The sequence below is a fragment of the Providencia vermicola genome (assembly GCF_020381325.1).
GTDB lineage: Bacteria > Pseudomonadota > Gammaproteobacteria > Enterobacterales > Enterobacteriaceae > Providencia > Providencia vermicola.
This window is the reverse complement of record NZ_JAGSPI010000009.1, coordinates 1-16,020: the sequence shown is the minus strand read 5'-3', so window position 1 is coordinate 16,020 and position 16,020 is coordinate 1. Positions and strand designations below refer to the sequence as shown.

13 protein-coding genes and 1 rRNA gene are annotated in these 16,020 nt (G+C 38.3%); 6 read left to right on the top strand and 8 right to left on the bottom strand.

Going from position 1 to position 16,020, the window contains the following annotated elements; all coding sequences use genetic code 11:
• The first annotated feature begins 318 nt into the window (after window positions 1-318).
• The gene (locus KDJ85_RS14035; RefSeq protein ID WP_225820203.1) at window positions 319-984 is read left to right on the top strand and encodes a helix-turn-helix transcriptional regulator; all 666 of its coding nucleotides are present in this window, start codon (window positions 319-321) and stop codon (window positions 982-984) included.
• Window positions 985-988: 4 nt separating this feature from the next.
• Here the strand turns inward: KDJ85_RS14035 and KDJ85_RS14030 are convergent, their stop codons facing one another.
• From KDJ85_RS14030 to KDJ85_RS14010, 5 genes are all read right to left on the bottom strand, one after another.
• Window positions 989-1,732 carry an SDR family oxidoreductase gene (locus tag KDJ85_RS14030; protein WP_225820202.1) on the bottom strand — a complete coding sequence of 248 codons (744 nt, stop codon included), beginning with the start codon at window positions 1,730-1,732 and terminating at the stop codon, window positions 989-991.
• A 127-nt stretch (window positions 1,733-1,859) separates the two neighbouring features.
• Window positions 1,860-3,353: an aldehyde dehydrogenase family protein gene (locus KDJ85_RS14025; protein WP_225820201.1), complete on the bottom strand. Its 1,494-nt coding sequence runs from the start codon at window positions 3,351-3,353 to the stop codon at window positions 1,860-1,862.
• A 28-nt stretch (window positions 3,354-3,381) separates the two neighbouring features.
• Window positions 3,382-3,750 (bottom strand): cupin domain-containing protein, encoded by a 369-nt coding sequence (locus tag KDJ85_RS14020; RefSeq protein ID WP_225820200.1) that lies wholly within the window; start codon window positions 3,748-3,750, stop codon window positions 3,382-3,384.
• Window positions 3,751-3,798: 48 nt separating this feature from the next.
• A complete protein-coding gene (locus KDJ85_RS14015; RefSeq protein ID WP_047757442.1) occupies window positions 3,799-5,103 on the bottom strand; it encodes an NAD(P)/FAD-dependent oxidoreductase in 1,305 nt (434 codons plus the stop codon).
• A gap of 324 nt (window positions 5,104-5,427) precedes the next feature.
• Window positions 5,428-6,174 carry a helix-turn-helix transcriptional regulator gene (locus tag KDJ85_RS14010; protein ID WP_225820199.1) on the bottom strand — a complete coding sequence of 249 codons (747 nt, stop codon included), beginning with the start codon at window positions 6,172-6,174 and terminating at the stop codon, window positions 5,428-5,430.
• A gap of 269 nt (window positions 6,175-6,443) precedes the next feature.
• On the opposite strand from KDJ85_RS14010, the gene uriH reads away from it, so the two are divergent.
• Window positions 6,444-7,388 carry a uridine-preferring nucleoside hydrolase UriH gene (gene uriH, locus KDJ85_RS14005; protein ID WP_225820198.1) on the top strand — a complete coding sequence of 315 codons (945 nt, stop codon included), beginning with the start codon at window positions 6,444-6,446 and terminating at the stop codon, window positions 7,386-7,388.
• Between the two features lie 45 nt (window positions 7,389-7,433).
• On the opposite strand, the gene KDJ85_RS14000 is transcribed toward uriH, so the two are convergent.
• Window positions 7,434-8,420 carry a glycosyltransferase gene (locus tag KDJ85_RS14000; protein ID WP_225820197.1) on the bottom strand — a complete coding sequence of 329 codons (987 nt, stop codon included), beginning with the start codon at window positions 8,418-8,420 and terminating at the stop codon, window positions 7,434-7,436.
• A 287-nt stretch (window positions 8,421-8,707) separates the two neighbouring features.
• Here KDJ85_RS14000 and KDJ85_RS13995 point away from each other — a divergent pair, with 287 nt between their 5' ends.
• The 4 genes from KDJ85_RS13995 (at window position 8,708) to idi (ending at window position 13,210) form a co-directional block, all read left to right on the top strand.
• Window positions 8,708-9,616, top strand: a complete 909-nt coding sequence (locus tag KDJ85_RS13995) for a DUF808 domain-containing protein (protein WP_225820196.1) — start codon at window positions 8,708-8,710, stop codon at window positions 9,614-9,616.
• A gap of 469 nt (window positions 9,617-10,085) precedes the next feature.
• Window positions 10,086-11,852: a nitrate/nitrite two-component system sensor histidine kinase NarX gene (gene narX, locus KDJ85_RS13990; protein ID WP_225820195.1), complete on the top strand. Its 1,767-nt coding sequence runs from the start codon at window positions 10,086-10,088 to the stop codon at window positions 11,850-11,852.
• Between the two features lie 20 nt (window positions 11,853-11,872).
• Window positions 11,873-12,529: a two-component system response regulator NarL gene (gene narL / locus KDJ85_RS13985; RefSeq protein WP_225820194.1), complete on the top strand. Its 657-nt coding sequence runs from the start codon at window positions 11,873-11,875 to the stop codon at window positions 12,527-12,529.
• A gap of 159 nt (window positions 12,530-12,688) precedes the next feature.
• Window positions 12,689-13,210 carry an isopentenyl-diphosphate Delta-isomerase gene (idi, locus tag KDJ85_RS13980; RefSeq protein WP_225820193.1) on the top strand — a complete coding sequence of 174 codons (522 nt, stop codon included), beginning with the start codon at window positions 12,689-12,691 and terminating at the stop codon, window positions 13,208-13,210.
• A gap of 15 nt (window positions 13,211-13,225) precedes the next feature.
• Here idi and KDJ85_RS13975 read toward each other — a convergent pair whose 3' ends face one another.
• Together KDJ85_RS13975 and rrf are read right to left on the bottom strand one after the other, a co-directional pair.
• Window positions 13,226-14,776 (bottom strand): aromatic amino acid ammonia-lyase, encoded by a 1,551-nt coding sequence (locus KDJ85_RS13975; protein WP_225820192.1) that lies wholly within the window; start codon window positions 14,774-14,776, stop codon window positions 13,226-13,228.
• Window positions 14,777-15,943: 1,167 nt separating this feature from the next.
• Window positions 15,944-16,020: ribosomal RNA gene (rrf, locus tag KDJ85_RS19295) — 5S ribosomal RNA — on the bottom strand; the annotation flags it as partial.

Below are 16,020 nucleotides of genomic sequence, written 5' to 3'. Positions count from 1 at the left end.
GAAGCACAAAGAGGCGACCATCGTCCTAAAGAACGATACCCAGAGAGAGGGGGAAGTTCTTGTAACTATTCGAAAAGTACCAAAAAAACCAACAGGAATAAAAATATATACTTGAATATCAATATATAACAATCATTTCAATCATTAATATATTAATAATTAATTAACAAAAGATACCAAATCCTAACAAATCAAGACTGAGCCAATTTTTACTTGTTTTAAATACTGTTATCAACCTCACGTTATTAACATGTTTGCTTTATGTTAATAAAAAGAAAGCGCATGATAATTATCTGACTCACTATGGAAGGGGATCAAATGAGCCCACCTCAGTTTAGCGACCACCAGCAAACATTGATTGATTGCTGCCTAAATACCATTGCGCACATTATTCCTATTTCTGCTTCAGTGTATTACTTGGTCAACGATCACTGGCAGCCCGATAACTATGTGTTATATGGGATCCCTGCTCAAATGCATCGAGACTATTTGGCTTATTTTCATCAACTCGATCCTCTCCATCCCGATAAATTCCGAGAGGATGATTTACGATTAGTCAGAATGGCACCTGAAATCCGTCAGCAAAATCAGGCTTTTTTTCATGATTTTATGCAACCTAATAATCTAACCGATATGGCTGAGATTTTTATTCGCCGGAAAAATAAAATTATTGCTGGAGTTTCAGTACTGCGAGACAGCCCGTTCTCGCAACACGAAATTATGCGGTTAAATGCGATTTTACCTGTTGCAGAGCTGATGACGTTTGATATTTTGCCTGATTCTTTAGTATCTTACACACCAAAAGAACAAGAAATCATTCATTTGGTTCGTGAAGGCGCGAGCAATAAGCGCATTGCGTTGTTATTGGGCGTGTCATTATCCACCGTAAAAACCCATCTGCGTAATATCTTCACTAAAGCCAATGTCACTAACCGAACTGAACTTGTGTCATCAGGGTTTATTATTCATCAGGAAAAGTTTTAATTAACTAGCGACCACCTGCCGCATCAATAATTGAACCCGTCACATAGGATGAAGCATCACTTAACAACCATGAAATGATTTCGGCAATCTCTTCAGGTTCTCCGCCTCTTTTCAGTGGTAACTGTGCCGCAACTCGATCAACACGCCCTGCTTCACCGCCGTCTTGGTGCATCTGCGTATAAATGTAGCCAGGACGAATGCCATTAACACGTACCCCTAATTCAGCTAATTCTAACGATAGTCCCTTTGTGATGGAATCCACTGCGCCTTTTGATGCAGCATAGTCAATATATTCCCCTGGTGCGCCTAAACGCGCTGCCGCGGATGAAACATTCACAATCGCTTTTTTATCAAAATGGTTGAAATGATGAGCCAGTTGAATAAATTCTCGGCAACATATCAGTAGCCCAGTGACATTAGTCGCAAAAACGGTATTAATTCGCTGTGCTGTTAACGCTTCCGTTCTGCATTGCTGAAATAAAATACCCGCGTTATTCACTAAATAGTGCAAATCACCATGTTGCTGCTTAATGGTCTCGAACAGCTTAACAACCTCACTTTCACTGCTAATGTCGCATGGTAATGCATACGCGACGCCTCCAGCCGCCTGAATTTCTGCAACAACCCCTTCCGCAGCCTGATGGTCACTTTTATAATTAATAAGCACTCGCATACCGAGCCGTGCGAGTTGTAGTGCTGTTGCACGACCAATTCCTCGGCTTCCACCAGTAATCAATACCGTCTTCATACCACCACCTAGCTCAGAAATAAGATACAGCTATCATAGCCCTATTTTTTATCACCTCGCGAATAAAAGCATAAAAAAACCCGGCACAATGGCCGGGAAGCAGTTGATTAATACTCAAAATTAACCACTAATAACGCACCATGACAGATTTTAACTCAGTGTAATACTCAATAAAGGCACTACCAAACTCACGGCCAATACCTGAAGACTTAATACCGCCAAATGGCACTGCAGGATCAAGGAAAGTGTGCATATTCACCCAAACCGTCCCCGCTTCAATACGAGAGATCATCCGCATCGCCTTACTGAGATCGTTTGTCCATACACTGGCTGCTAAGCCAAATGGCGTGCTATTCATCATCTCAATAAGTTGTTCTTCATCATCGTAACTTAAGAAGGTGCCGACAGGGCCAAAGGTTTCTTCCTTCATCAACGCATCGTCTGGGCTATTCGCTCGAATGATAGTCGGCGGAACAAAATACCCCGCACCTGCAATCGGCTGGCCACCATAAATAATTTCGCTGCCATCTTGGCGCGCCTTTTCAAATAGGCTGAGGATTTTTTCGTAATGGGCTTTGTTCGCAAGCGGCCCCATTTCGGTTGTTTCGTCTAATGGAGAACCTATTTTCATCGCAGATAAACGGACTTTAAGTTCAGCCAGTACCTCATCCATTAATTTGGATGGGATATAAAAACGCTCTGCCGCTGCACAGATTTGCCCTTGATTAAGGTAACCCGCTTCGATAATGCCATTAACGATCTTCTCAACAGGTAAATCCGCCAAGAATGCTGCGCCGTTTTTCCCCCCTAGCTCTAATGTCACACGGGTTAATTTCCCTTCCATCGCTGTGCGCCCTACCGCCAGCCCAGTCGGTACCGATCCCGTAAAGGTCACTTTAGAACACAGAGGGTGTTGAATAAGCGCGGGTCCTACTTCGCGACCACCACCGTTAACGATATTAATCACGCCATCAGGAATACCGGCTTCTTTCGCTAATTCCACCACACGTAACATCGTCAATGGCGTAAATTCGCTCGGCTTCAAGACAATTGTGCAGCCACACGTCAATGCAGCCGCTAATTTCCAAATGGAAATCATAATGGAGAAATTCCATGGAATAATTCCTGCAACAACCCCAACAGGCTCGCGTTGTGTAAACGCGGAATACTTTTCGCCATTAAATGATGGCAGTGAAACATTTAACGTTTCACCGCTAATTTTTGTCGCCCACCCCGCGAAATAGCGTAAAAACTGCGCCGCCGACCCCACCTCAAGGAAACGGGAAAGTTGAATCGTTTTCCCTGAACATAAGGTTTCAAGCTGCGCGAGTTCTTCAAGGTGCTTTTCCAGTAAATCCGCAAGGCGGTTTAGGCAATTTCCACGTTCCATCGGTGTGGTATTTGCCCAAATGCCTTTGAATGCCGCATGTGCCGCACTCATTGCAGCATCCACTTCTGCTAACGTCCCTTCTTTGACTTTAGCGATAACCTGTTCAGTGGCTGGATTAACAACGTCAAAAAAAGTTTCACCCTTGCCAGAAACCGGCAAACCATTGATAAAATGCCCATGTTGACGTTTCAGAAATTCACTGACTTCAGGTAATAGGGTTAACTCACTCATCGCAATCACTCCACTAAATAGAAATTAATTAAGCATTCACACAAGCTAGGTAGTGCTTAACGAAACGCGGGGCATCAATTTCCCATAAGACTTCAGTACCTTTCGCAGCAAACCATGTATCACCTTTATGGTACTCAACCGTCACACCCGTTTTTATGTCAGTCAGTTTTACGGAGCCTTCATGCACTGTCGCCATTTCATCAAACGGATAAACCATTTTGAATTTGCCTGTTGTACACGCAAAAATACCGCAAGTTAGGTTATCCGTTGGCTCGCCATGAACCATCGCCACACTTGCTTGTGGGTCACCTTCGACAACTACAGAGCCTAAGTTTGTTACGCTACCAATATTCAGCAGCTCTGGAAGCGGTTTATTCAGCAGTAATGGACTAATCATGATGTTTACCTTCAATCGATTTCAATAAAATAGTTATACGGATACGAATTAGCGGCGGCCTTGCCAGTAACCCGATGTTTGGTGCATGATTTTCGCAAGTGAAACAATCACATTACGCATGCTGTCTTTGCCAATAATATTGGCGTGAGGAATTGAACTCATTAAGTCATAACGATGAGAACCTTCCACCATGCCTTCAGCCAACACTTTGCACACGATCTGGCTTGGCGTTACGCCGAAACCTGAATATCCCTGTGCATAGAACACATTTTTATGTTGAGGCAAAGAACCAATTTGCGGGAAGAGATTCGCACTACAGGCCATCGGGCCACCCCACGCTAATTCGATTTTGACGTCTTTTAGATAAGGGAAAACCTTCAACATTAAATTGCGATTCCAGGCTTTTAAATCAGACGGAATATACTCAAGAAAATGCGTTGAGCTACCGAATAATAGGCGGTTTTCATTAGTGACCCGGTAATAATCAATCACAGGGCGAATATCACTATACGCACCGCGAATCGGGCTAATTTGCTCAATTAATTCGTCAGATAGCGCTTCTGTCATTAATTGATAAGCGTAGGTGTTGATGGTTTTTGGGTAAAGCGTGGGCTCAAGGCCATTTAAGAATGAATCACATGCCCATAACATTTTCTGTGCTTTAACGGTTCCCATCGCCGTTCTGACTTTGATGGTATTACCATACTCAACATTCAAAACTTGGCTATTTTCAAAAATTTTTGCGCCATAAATCTCGCTAACTGCTTTTGCTTCACCCAGTAAGAGATTCAATGAATGTACATGCCCACCGCCCATGTGCTTGATACCGCAGGTATAAGCATCTGAGCCGATAATCTGCTTTAGTTCTGAGCCACTATAAAATTCAATTTCTTCATCAGGATCAACAGATTTGAAATCCTTCAGCCAGCTACGTAATGTTTTTTCTTGGCGAGCATTGCTGCCTAAATAAGCATATCCACGGCAAAAATCCGCATCAATATCGTATTTAGCAATACGTTCACGCATGATCCCTGCGCCCATATTGCTAAGCTTAAAGATGGTTTCTAACCCTTCTGGGCCCACATATTTTTTGATTGCATCGATATCATGGCCAATTCCAGCCATCACTTGACCACCATTACGTCCTGATCCTCCGTAACCGAGGTAGCGACCTTCCAAAATAGCGATGTTTGTGATCCCTTTTTCGCATAATTCAAGCGCTGTGTGGATCCCTGAAAAACCGCCCCCGATGATCACGACATCCACATCAAGATCTTCTTTCAGTGTTGGAAAACGCAAATCGTATTTCTTTGTTGCTGCGTAATAAGTTAATGATTCTACTTGGTTATTCATAATGGATACCCTGTTTAGTATCTTGCAATACCTCGATTATCTTAACCTTACATTAACAATTACATAGCCCTTTAGGGACATTTAAAACAAAGATTTAACAAATGTGAGCCAGGTAGAATATTTAAATAAAAACAAAATATTTTTAAATTATTTTTTTTATTTTTAATTCAATTGGTTAATTAAATATTTCGATATTAATAATAATTAAATATATTTTTTCAAAAAAATTTAAATTAACATAACGAAAAAAACGCAATTATATGATTATTAGATATAATTATGGACATTAATTATTCTCACTGTATTTATACTCATGTTATACAGTCACTGAATTATTCGATTCATTAATAGATTAAATAGTTCAGCTTGCGAGTTAATATTCAATTTTTGGTAGATATTTTTACGATGATTTTTGACTGTACCAAGGCTAATAAAAAGCGACTCTGCAATTTGAGGTGACCCTTTGCCTTCCAGAATCAACTCCACTACCTCACATTCCCTTGGTGTGAGGCCGAAACGAGTTTGTCTATCTGCATTTTGATAGTGGTTCGATACCGCATTGGGAGAAACTTCTTTATGCAATCGAGCCATGCTGCAAATAATTTCAAACGCTTCTTTTAAGGGGGCTTGAGTGTATTTTTCAGAGAAAAATGGTCTGTCTTCATTACCAAAAAATATTCCCAATTGCCTATCCGCAGAAATTTCCAGCAACAGTCCTGCTTCGTCACACCAACCCGTTTTGCGATAAAAATTCAGGTAATAATCTGTATGATAAAAACCTTTAGGTGCCAATTCTTTCAATGTGAGAACCTTGGACGTCCCTCCTTTTTGGATCTCTTGGTAAAAAGGATCCATTAAATAAGCGCCTCGCTGATAGATTCGATTCACACTATCACTGTTTCGTCGTTCAACTTTTGAAAGGAAACGTGGAGGCGTATCCTTTTCAAAGGCATACACGATGGCATTATCAAAAGCGATAAAGGATGATAACCATGATAATAAATTAGGATAAAACTGGTTAGTTGCAACAGAATCAATCACATCAGGTAATTTAGTGAGATAATTATCCATTCCGCCCCCAAGTTTGTTAACTTATTAATAAATTAAATATGGCTCATAAATACATTAAGCCAAAAGAGTATAAAAAACACATTATTTGTATAAGCTCAAACCACTTGTTATTAATATGTTAATCAAATCACAGTATCGTCCAAAAGTATTAATATTTTGTTACTAAATACTTGAATGATGACAGATAAACAAGAAGCGGATCACAGGAAATTTCACCATAATTTCTTAGTCTACCTCATCAATAAAAGCGTTTTAGACAAGGAGATACGATGTCTTCACACAAAATTATTCTGGATTGTGATCCTGGCCATGATGATGCCATGGCAATTTTATTGGCGCTGGGTAATCCAAGTGTGGAACTATTAGCTGTCACCACCGTTGTGGGGAATCAAACCCTAGAAAAAGTCACTCACAATGCGCGCGCGCTCCTTGAATTTGCGGGCGCAAAACATATCCCGATTGCTGCAGGTTGCTCACGCCCATTAGTTAGAGACATTCAGAATGCTGCTGAAGTGCATGGAATTAGTGGGTTAGATGGCACACATCTCCCTGAACCGACATTACCCCTTGATAAGCGCCATGCTGTTGACCTGATCATCGATACGCTTAAAGCTCATCCTGCAAAAACGATTACATTAGTGCCCATTGGTGGGCTAACAAATATCGCCCTTGCGGTAAGAAAAGCCCCTGAAATTGTTGAATTAGTGAAAGAAATCGTGCTAATGGGTGGTGGATACCATACGGGGAATCGTTCAGCTGTCGCCGAATTTAATATTGCCATCGACCCAGAGGCCGCGCATATCGTTTTCAACGAAAAATGGCCATTAACAATGGTTGGATTGGATTTAACTCACCAAGCGAAACCAACAGATGCCATCATGGCTGAAATTGCCGCGCTCAATACACCAATTAGCCAATTTGTTGTTGAATCGTTGAACTACTATACAGCAGGGTATCGCCAACGTAACGGCTACAGCGACCATGCACCCGTTCATGACCCTTGTGCTGTTGCCTATGTTATTGACTCATCAATGATAGAAACATGCAAAGCCCCTGTTGATATTGAACTTCAAGGAACATTAACACTTGGAATGACAGTCACCGACTTTCGCGCTCAAGCCCCCGCGGATTGCCATACACAAGTGGCGACAAAGCTTAATAACCAGCGGTTATGGGAAATGTTTATCGATGCGCTAAAGCGATTAGATAAATAGTAAAAAGGTAGCTTATCCCGCTGCATAAGCTACCTGCTTTAAATACTAGCCTTTGATAATATCTTTTAATTTCGTATAGCGCCTAATTAAACGCCACTTTAATTTTACCGTTGTCGCATGGTTCCACACAATTTCCCAATATCCTTTGTCGAAAAATTGCTGCACCATTTCTTTACGAATTTCAGGGGATTTAATCGCAAGTAAAGCTTGAACAACGCCTAATCCCTCTTTACCTACTTGCCAAATACACGCAGGTGCTTGTTTGACTTGTTCAGGATAACGTTGGTAAATTGCTAATAACATATCGATAATTTTCAAATAAGTATTAATTTTACGTACTGACCGTTCGTCACCGCTCAACGAATGAGAAACAGACTGGTTGTGGATCAAATAGCGATAATATTGCTCATTAATAAATTGCACACGTTTCGCAACCAATAAGACCTCAGTTGTCCAAGGGATATCTTGATGATGCAGCTTCGGCTCAAAGAAAAAGTTATGTTGGCGCAGCATATCTAAACGGTATAGATTCAACCAAGTTACGTGCAAAAATTTACGTGAGCTTAGCCCTTTTTCTAACCATTCAGGGCCACTTATCACCCCTGTAGAGGCAACCTTATTTGGCGGAAATATCGCTTTCGGTACATCGCCATTAGTATAAACATAGGTACCATTACAAGTTGCAACATCTAAGTCGCCCGCTAATGCAATCTCTAGCAATCTGCCATACATTTTCGGGCTAATTTCATCATCGATATCAGGAAATGTAATGTATTTCCCTGTCGCTTCAACCATTCCAGTATTACGAGCAACAGACACGCCTTGGTTTTCTTGAGACAAAATCTTCAGATGACTGAATTTATCTTCATACTCTTTGATAATTCCTTCGCTATTATCCTTAGAGCCATCATTAACAACAATGAGCTCCCAATTTTCTAAATTTTGCGCTAGTAGACTATCAAAGAACTGAGGTAAAAACTTTTCACCATTATAAACCGCAACAACAATACTCAAAACTGGCTGAGAAGACATGTATTAACCCTATACCAATCAATTTAAAAGTGCTAACCCAATGCAACATTGCTCAATAACATAAACAAACTCACCTGATGAGTTTTTAGAAATGCCCTAAATTAGAAAAGAAGAAACCACATTGGTTCCATTGTCATAAAAATTTCATAATCCAATAACTCTAGGCATTCTTCTTAAAGGAATAATTAAAATTTCGAATATGTTATAAACTCTAATGAACTAATTATCACTTAATCAGCCTAATAAACATTAACGACATCTTAAACAAACTTAATTGAGGGTTTCTTGTGGCTGGAAGTAGTTTACTGACCTTACTTGATGATATTGCAGCCGTGCTTGATGACGTCGCAATGATGACAAAAATGGCCGCGAAAAAAACATCTGGGGTTCTAGGGGATGACCTTGCTTTAAATGCTCAGCAAGTATCAGGCGTTCGTGCTGAACGAGAAATTCCTGTTGTCTGGTCCGTTGCTAAAGGCTCATTTCTCAATAAATTAATTTTGGTTCCACTCGCTCTATTGATCAGCGCGTTTATTCCTTGGGCTATCACACCTTTATTAATGTTAGGTGGCGCTTACTTATGTTTTGAGGGAGCAGAAAAAATTGCCCATAAAATTTTTCATTCTAATGCAAAATTAGCAGCTAAAACACACTCGGTGCCTGAAGAAAAACTGGCTGAATTCGAAAAAGAAAAAATCAAAGGCGCTATTCGCACTGATTTTATTTTATCCGCTGAAATTATTGCAATTACATTAGGCATTGTATCTACCACAACGATTATTAATCAACTCGCAGTACTATCTTTTATTGCTGTTATTATGACTATAGGTGTTTATGGGCTCGTTGCTGGAATTGTTAAACTTGATGATTTAGGGTTTTATCTGCAAAAGAAAACATCAGCATTACTGCAAAAAATGGGCAATGGGCTTATTTATGCCACACCATATTTGATGAAAACACTTTCCGTTGTCGGTACAGCCGCAATGTTTATGGTTGGAGGAGGTATCCTCACTCATGGAATTCGCTATCTATCTGAATGGATTGAAGAAATATCTTTCACCGCCTTATTAACCCCTATTGTTGGGAGTACTATGCAGTTTATCCTACCGACAATAATTAACTTATTTTTTGGGTTCATTGTTGGTATGTGCCTTGTTATGGTTTTATCTTTAATCAAGAAAATTAAAAAAGCCTAATATCAAAAATAGAATACTACTTTTTGTCCGCAGTATTCTATTTTTTCGCATGATGAAATAAAAACGTTTCTACTTAGATTCCTATTATTTTACTTTATCTCATACTATCGATATATAATAAAACACATACCGATAAGTTCAAGTTTCGTGTATTTGAGGGGTTGTTAAACCTGCCTTTTAGAAATCATAAAACGTCTAATCTGATCTAAATCAAAAGAAACTCATCTTTAATTTACGTTATAATACGTAACCATTGTCAGAAAAAATACAAAGTAGCCTATTTTTATCTACTAATATCAACAAGTAAGGATAATCTCAGATTTTAATCTTCTATTTTCAGCGCGTTATACGCAAAGTAAGTTCTTTAAGTTAATACTAAGGTAGTATATTTAATTAGATTACCTTTATGAACAATATCGACAACCTAATCTTAAAACTAGCTGTACCACGGATTTTTGAGGAACTATAAATGCCGACTCTGTATCGTCGATTCTCTATTATTAACCAAGTTATTGGCCTAATGTTGCTAATTGCTATCCTTGGAATTATAGGAATGACGATTTCAAATCGAATGATTATCAGCGTTCAAGGTAACGCTCACGCAATCAACAAATCGGGTTCATTACGCATGCAGAGCTACCGGCTGCTCTCATTAGTTCCTCTTAATCAGCAAAATCAACACTACTTAGATTCTCTAGAAAGCGATTTACTAAGCCCTGAACTCACCCAGGTCGTCAAAGTTGAAGATTTAACGCCACAATTTAATGAACTTCACAACTTTTGGCTGCTTACATTACGCCCTACATTAATAAATGCAAATACACCAAATGACGCAAGATATGAAGTTATTTCATTTGTTAATAAGCTTGATGAGTTAGTCCACAGCATTGACGAAAAAACTGAAAGAAAGATAGCCTATGTCGCTATGACACAGCTCATATTTATTAGTTTAGTATTCTTACTACTCATGGGCACTATATGGCATTTACGGCGAAAAATTTACTACCCATGGATGAAATTGCTATCAATGGTAACCGCCATTGGACAAAAAGATTTCAGTCAACGCTATCCAAAAAATAACCGACAAGATGAGTTAAATGCATTGGGTGAAACATTGAACCAAATGTCAGAAGAACTCGCGCAAAGCTATCACCAATTAGAAGAAAGGGTGGCAGAAAAAACGGCCGACCTTACGAAAAAAAATCGTGTGTTGTCCTATTTATACCAGTCGAATCAAATTCTTCACTCATCTGAACCACTTTATTTAAGACTGCAAAAAGTCCTGATTGAACTGAAAAATATTACAATATTAAATAACCTGAGTTTACGGTTATATGAAGATAGCAATGAAGCTTACTTTCACAAAATCAACTGTCAATCGATAGGATTAGATGGTGAATCTCACCATTTAAGTGAGCAGCAAGAAAGTTTATTAGCAAATGAAAAAATCACAGTTTTACAGTGGGAGCTGTCAGATAACATGCACCGTTATGGTGTCATTATCGGTGAAATAATGGCTGGTCAAACTCTATCTGATGAACAAAACAATTTAGTCTCAATGTTAGTTAAACAAATATCTGGCATGCTCGCAATGGAACACCAAATTGAACAACAGCAACAATTATTAATTATGGATGAGCGATCGGCCATTGCACGTGAACTACATGATTCAATTGCACAATCACTATCTTGTTTAAAAATGCAAATTAGCTATCTACAATTGCAACCTGAACCATTACCCGAAAAACCTCAGCAATTATTAACTGAAATGCGCAGCGAAATTAACACCGCTTATAGTCAGTTAAGGGAGCTTTTAACTACTTTTCGGTTAAAATTAACTGAACCAGGACTACTCCCCTCTTTAGAGAGTACGATTAGTGAATTTAGTGAGCGGATGGGTTATACAATTAAGTTACACTATGATATTCCAGCGAAGAGCATCTCTCCACATCAATCAATTCATATTATACAAATAATCCGAGAAGCCCTAAGTAATATTTTAAAACATGCTAATGCAAGTTGGGCAGAAGTCTCATTAACACAAAATTCAGGTATTATTTGTATCAAAGTTATCGATGATGGAGCTGGAATCACTGCAAATGTCGACAAACTCAATCACTATGGTTTAATTATTATGAGGGAAAGAGCCCTTAGCCTTAATGGCGAATGTTTTGTTATTCCCAGACCTCAAGGCGGAACAGAGGTTAAGGTAACTTTCCCTTTATCTGATGCTTAATACACCAGAGAGAATCATCTATGGAAAATACAAATACAACAAATGACAAATCAACCATCCTGCTGATTGATGATCACCCGATGCTACGAAATGGCGTGAAACAACTGATTAGTTTAGAACCTTCATTATACGTTATAGGTGAAGCTGGTGATGGAAAAACAGGGATTCAAATCGCAGAAGAACAAGATCCTGACCTCATTCTTCTAGATCTCAATATGCCAGGCATGAATGGATTTGAAACACTCGATGAGTTAAGAAAAAGAGAGCTCTCAGGGCGGATCATTCTCTTCACTGTCTCAAATTATAGCGATGACTTAGTGAATGCTTTAAAACGTGGTGCTGATGGCTATTTATTAAAAGATATGGAGCCAGAAGAGCTTATTATCGCACTTAAAGAAGCTGCAAGTGGGAAACTAGTTGTTAGTCCAACACTCACATCAGTTCTTGCTGAATCTTTACGTGATAATCCTAATAATAATGAAAATAATATTGCGACCCTAACACCAAGAGAAGCTGATATTTTAGAGTTAATCTCACAAGGGCTTTCTAATAAAATGATCGCTCGTAAACTCGATATCGCAGAAAGTACTGTAAAAGTACATGTGAAACACCTACTTAAAAAATTAAACTTAAAATCTCGTGTAGAAGCTGCTGTTTGGGTTTTACAACAAAAATAAATATTAAAAGTGGCAGTACAAATAATATAGCTGCCATTTTAAAATAAATACACTGTGAACATAAATTAAGTATTATGGATAAATAGCTCAATTCTACAATTTTGTTTTTTTTAGTTATAATAAACTACAGCAATAATTTTAATGATAGGAATCAGGTCGATGGAAGATGAATTAATTTTAGTTAACGAAGATGATATTGCTATCGGCACTATGCCCAAATTACTCGCACATCAACTCGGTCGCTTACATCGTGCTTTTTCTATCTTCGTTTTTAATGAGCAAAATGAGCTCTTAATTCAACAAAGAGCACCACATAAATACCACTCTTCTGGTCAGTGGGCTAACACATGTTGCAGCCATCCCAAACCCAATGAAGAAACGCAAAGTGCAGCCGAGCGTAGACTTCAAGAAGAATTAGGCTTTACTACACCACTAACCCATGTAGGCTCTCTTATATACCGAGCCGATGTAAATGGTGGGTTAATTGAACATGAATATGACCACCTATATGTTGGCCATTATAATAAAATGGTTTATCCCAATGTAGAAGAAGTCTCATCCATCCGTTGGATTAGTATTTCTAAACTTATTTATGAAGTTAACCAACAACCAGATATCTTCACTCCTTGGTTTAAAAAAATACTGACTAAATACCCATCTTTAAATTTTAATAGAGATTAAATAATATTATTAAGATTATATTTTACAATTTAAAATATAATCATTAATCAGTCTTAATTCTTTTGAAAGTGATTTATCCTCACCATTTAACTCTATAAGTTCGCTTATCGCACGATAAACACCCTCTGTTTTTGGAGATATTAAATAAGAGATATCTTTCGATTTTCTTAAATTAATCGCTTGCACCACACATAAAAAAACAATTGAAATTAACTCATATCCATATGTTAATTGATTTTGTAATTTCTCAGCAACTAATTGTGCATTTGTCGCTGTATCTTCGACACCACCGGCGACAGAAAAGTAATCCAATGAAACAGGCATTGCTAGATTTTTAATTCTCATCCCCAAAGCAACTGCTGGTTTTTCAATAGCCCCAAGTGCATGAAATGCTGTTTTATTACCCAAAAATCGAGTTAATTGTGTAAAATAAGGATCATTGAGTTTTACTATCTGCTGTACATTTGCTAATGCATTATGAGCTATCGCTAAACTTAATTTTTCGACGGCTAAGACCCAAGGTAATGTTTCAAAGTTTCCAGTTGGAAGCACAGCCTGATGATCATTATTCCCAGTCAAACTATTATTTACATTTTTAGTGAGCACACATGGATTATCATTTGAACCATTAACTTGAATAAGAAGTTGCTTTTTCGCTTGTTCATAACTTAAACGCAATTCTGCTAGTCGATATACCCCGCAGCGGTAGCTTAATGGATCTTGTAAGTGTCGTTCGTCATCATGAAACTCTAGCGAAGAACCAATTAATAAATTTCTAAGTTTAGCGCCCATTACAATAACTTCAGGGTAAACACAAGCATCCAAAACCCGTTGATTTAAAGGTGAGAGATTACCATTTAAGGCTTGTAGATTTAAACAATACAGCAACTCACTTATATTTATATAATGCTCTAGTTTTAATAACTCAACCGCTGTAATAGCAACAGAATAAGCATTTGAACATAATAAAGATAGTGAATCTTTTGCCCAGGGCTCTATGGGTGTGATTCCAGCAAGTTGAAGTGCCTTTGAAGAAGACATTGTTTTACCTTGGTAAATTACCTCTCCTTCACCTAGCATTGTCAGTCCTACATGACTCAGTATAGTAATATCTCCCTGACCAATCGAGCCAATACTGGGTATACAAGGAATGATATTTTTGTTAAGCAATTCAACATAACTACTGATTATTCTAGGCTGAATTCCACTATAACCGTTGAGCAACATGTTTATATGAATCCCCATTAAAGCCCTAGCTAAACAGTTATCTATAAACTTACCTATTCCCACAGAATGTGCACGTATTAATTTTTTATTAAAAACAGTCGATTTCTCAATTAGCTCTTCAGTAAATTTTCCATTTAATTTTATATATTCTGTATCTTTATTTAAACCAACCCCCACTGTTAGACCGTATATTTTTGCACCTTTTTCTGCTTCTGATATTAATACTTTGTGGCTTTTATCTAATTGTTCCATTGCTGCGCCCTCCACAGCAATACACTCGCCGTTCATGATTAATTTTATATCATGAAGTTTCAAGTTTTTTCCATTTAATAAAATCATATTCCCCCTAAAAAATAGAATAAAGAACAAGATAATTATCAACTCCCCTTTTCACTTACTTATATTAAATGCTAACTTTTTATTTTTAAACTTCAACTATCAGCCATTATTCATTAGAGAGAATTAATAATAATTAAGTAATGCTATTATTTTAAATAACAACATTGTTAAATGTTAAAATACTTACCAAGGGGATTACTGATAAGCTTACGAGGTTTTCTCCGTTTTAATCACAAGCCATAACGATGTGAGCACAAAAACACAGAACATTGATGACACAACGGTGAGTTGCTGGGGGATTATTGATAAGCTTACGAGGATTTCTACACTTTAGTCACAAGCCATAATGACGTGAGCACAAAAACACTGAATACTGAACAGTAATGACATAACAATTAATTGCTAAGGTGGTCATTAATCACAGGAAGTAACTGACAGCGTAAAAAGAAGATACTTTCCCGCAATTAAGTTCATCTAAACGACAAACAGTGTCATAACCATATAAGTTAATTACCAAGTTAACAACAGATTGGCTTCTCACCTCTATCAATATCGACCCTTCATCCTCTTTTCCTGTATAAACGTCACTTTATCAGCACCAGCGATGAAGACTAATGAATGCTCACAAGTAATAAGGAGATAAAAATCGCACAGGATAAAAAAAGTAATAATCTTCAATTAGTTAATGACGACATCAACAACGGATTAGCCTAGGAGGTCACATCATCATAAGCCAGAACAATGACAATCAGTACCATCAACACAGAAAGGGACGATTTAGGAAGGTGAAATGAGGAAGATCTATTCAGGTGAAAAATGAAGTAACAACAGTCAGTTACTGAGGGAATTATTGATAAGCTTATGAGGATTTCTACACTTTAGCCACAAGCCATAACGGCGTAAGTATAAAAACACAGAACATTGATGACATAACGGTGAGTTGTTGGGGGATTATTGATAAGCGTACGAGCATTTCTCCGTTTTAATCACAAGCCATAACAGTGTGAACACAAAAACACAGCACAGTGATGACACAACGGTGAGTTGCTGAGGAGATTACCGATTCGCTTAGCTCGCGCTATTTATCCCGTCATCCTTGCCTTTTCTTGTCCCCATTCCCCAAACGCAAAAAAGCCACCCTATGGGTGGCTTTCTCACTAATTTAATGTCTGGCAGTTCCCTACTCTCACATGGGGAGACCCCACACTACCATCGGCGCTACGGCGTTTCACTGCTGAGTTCGG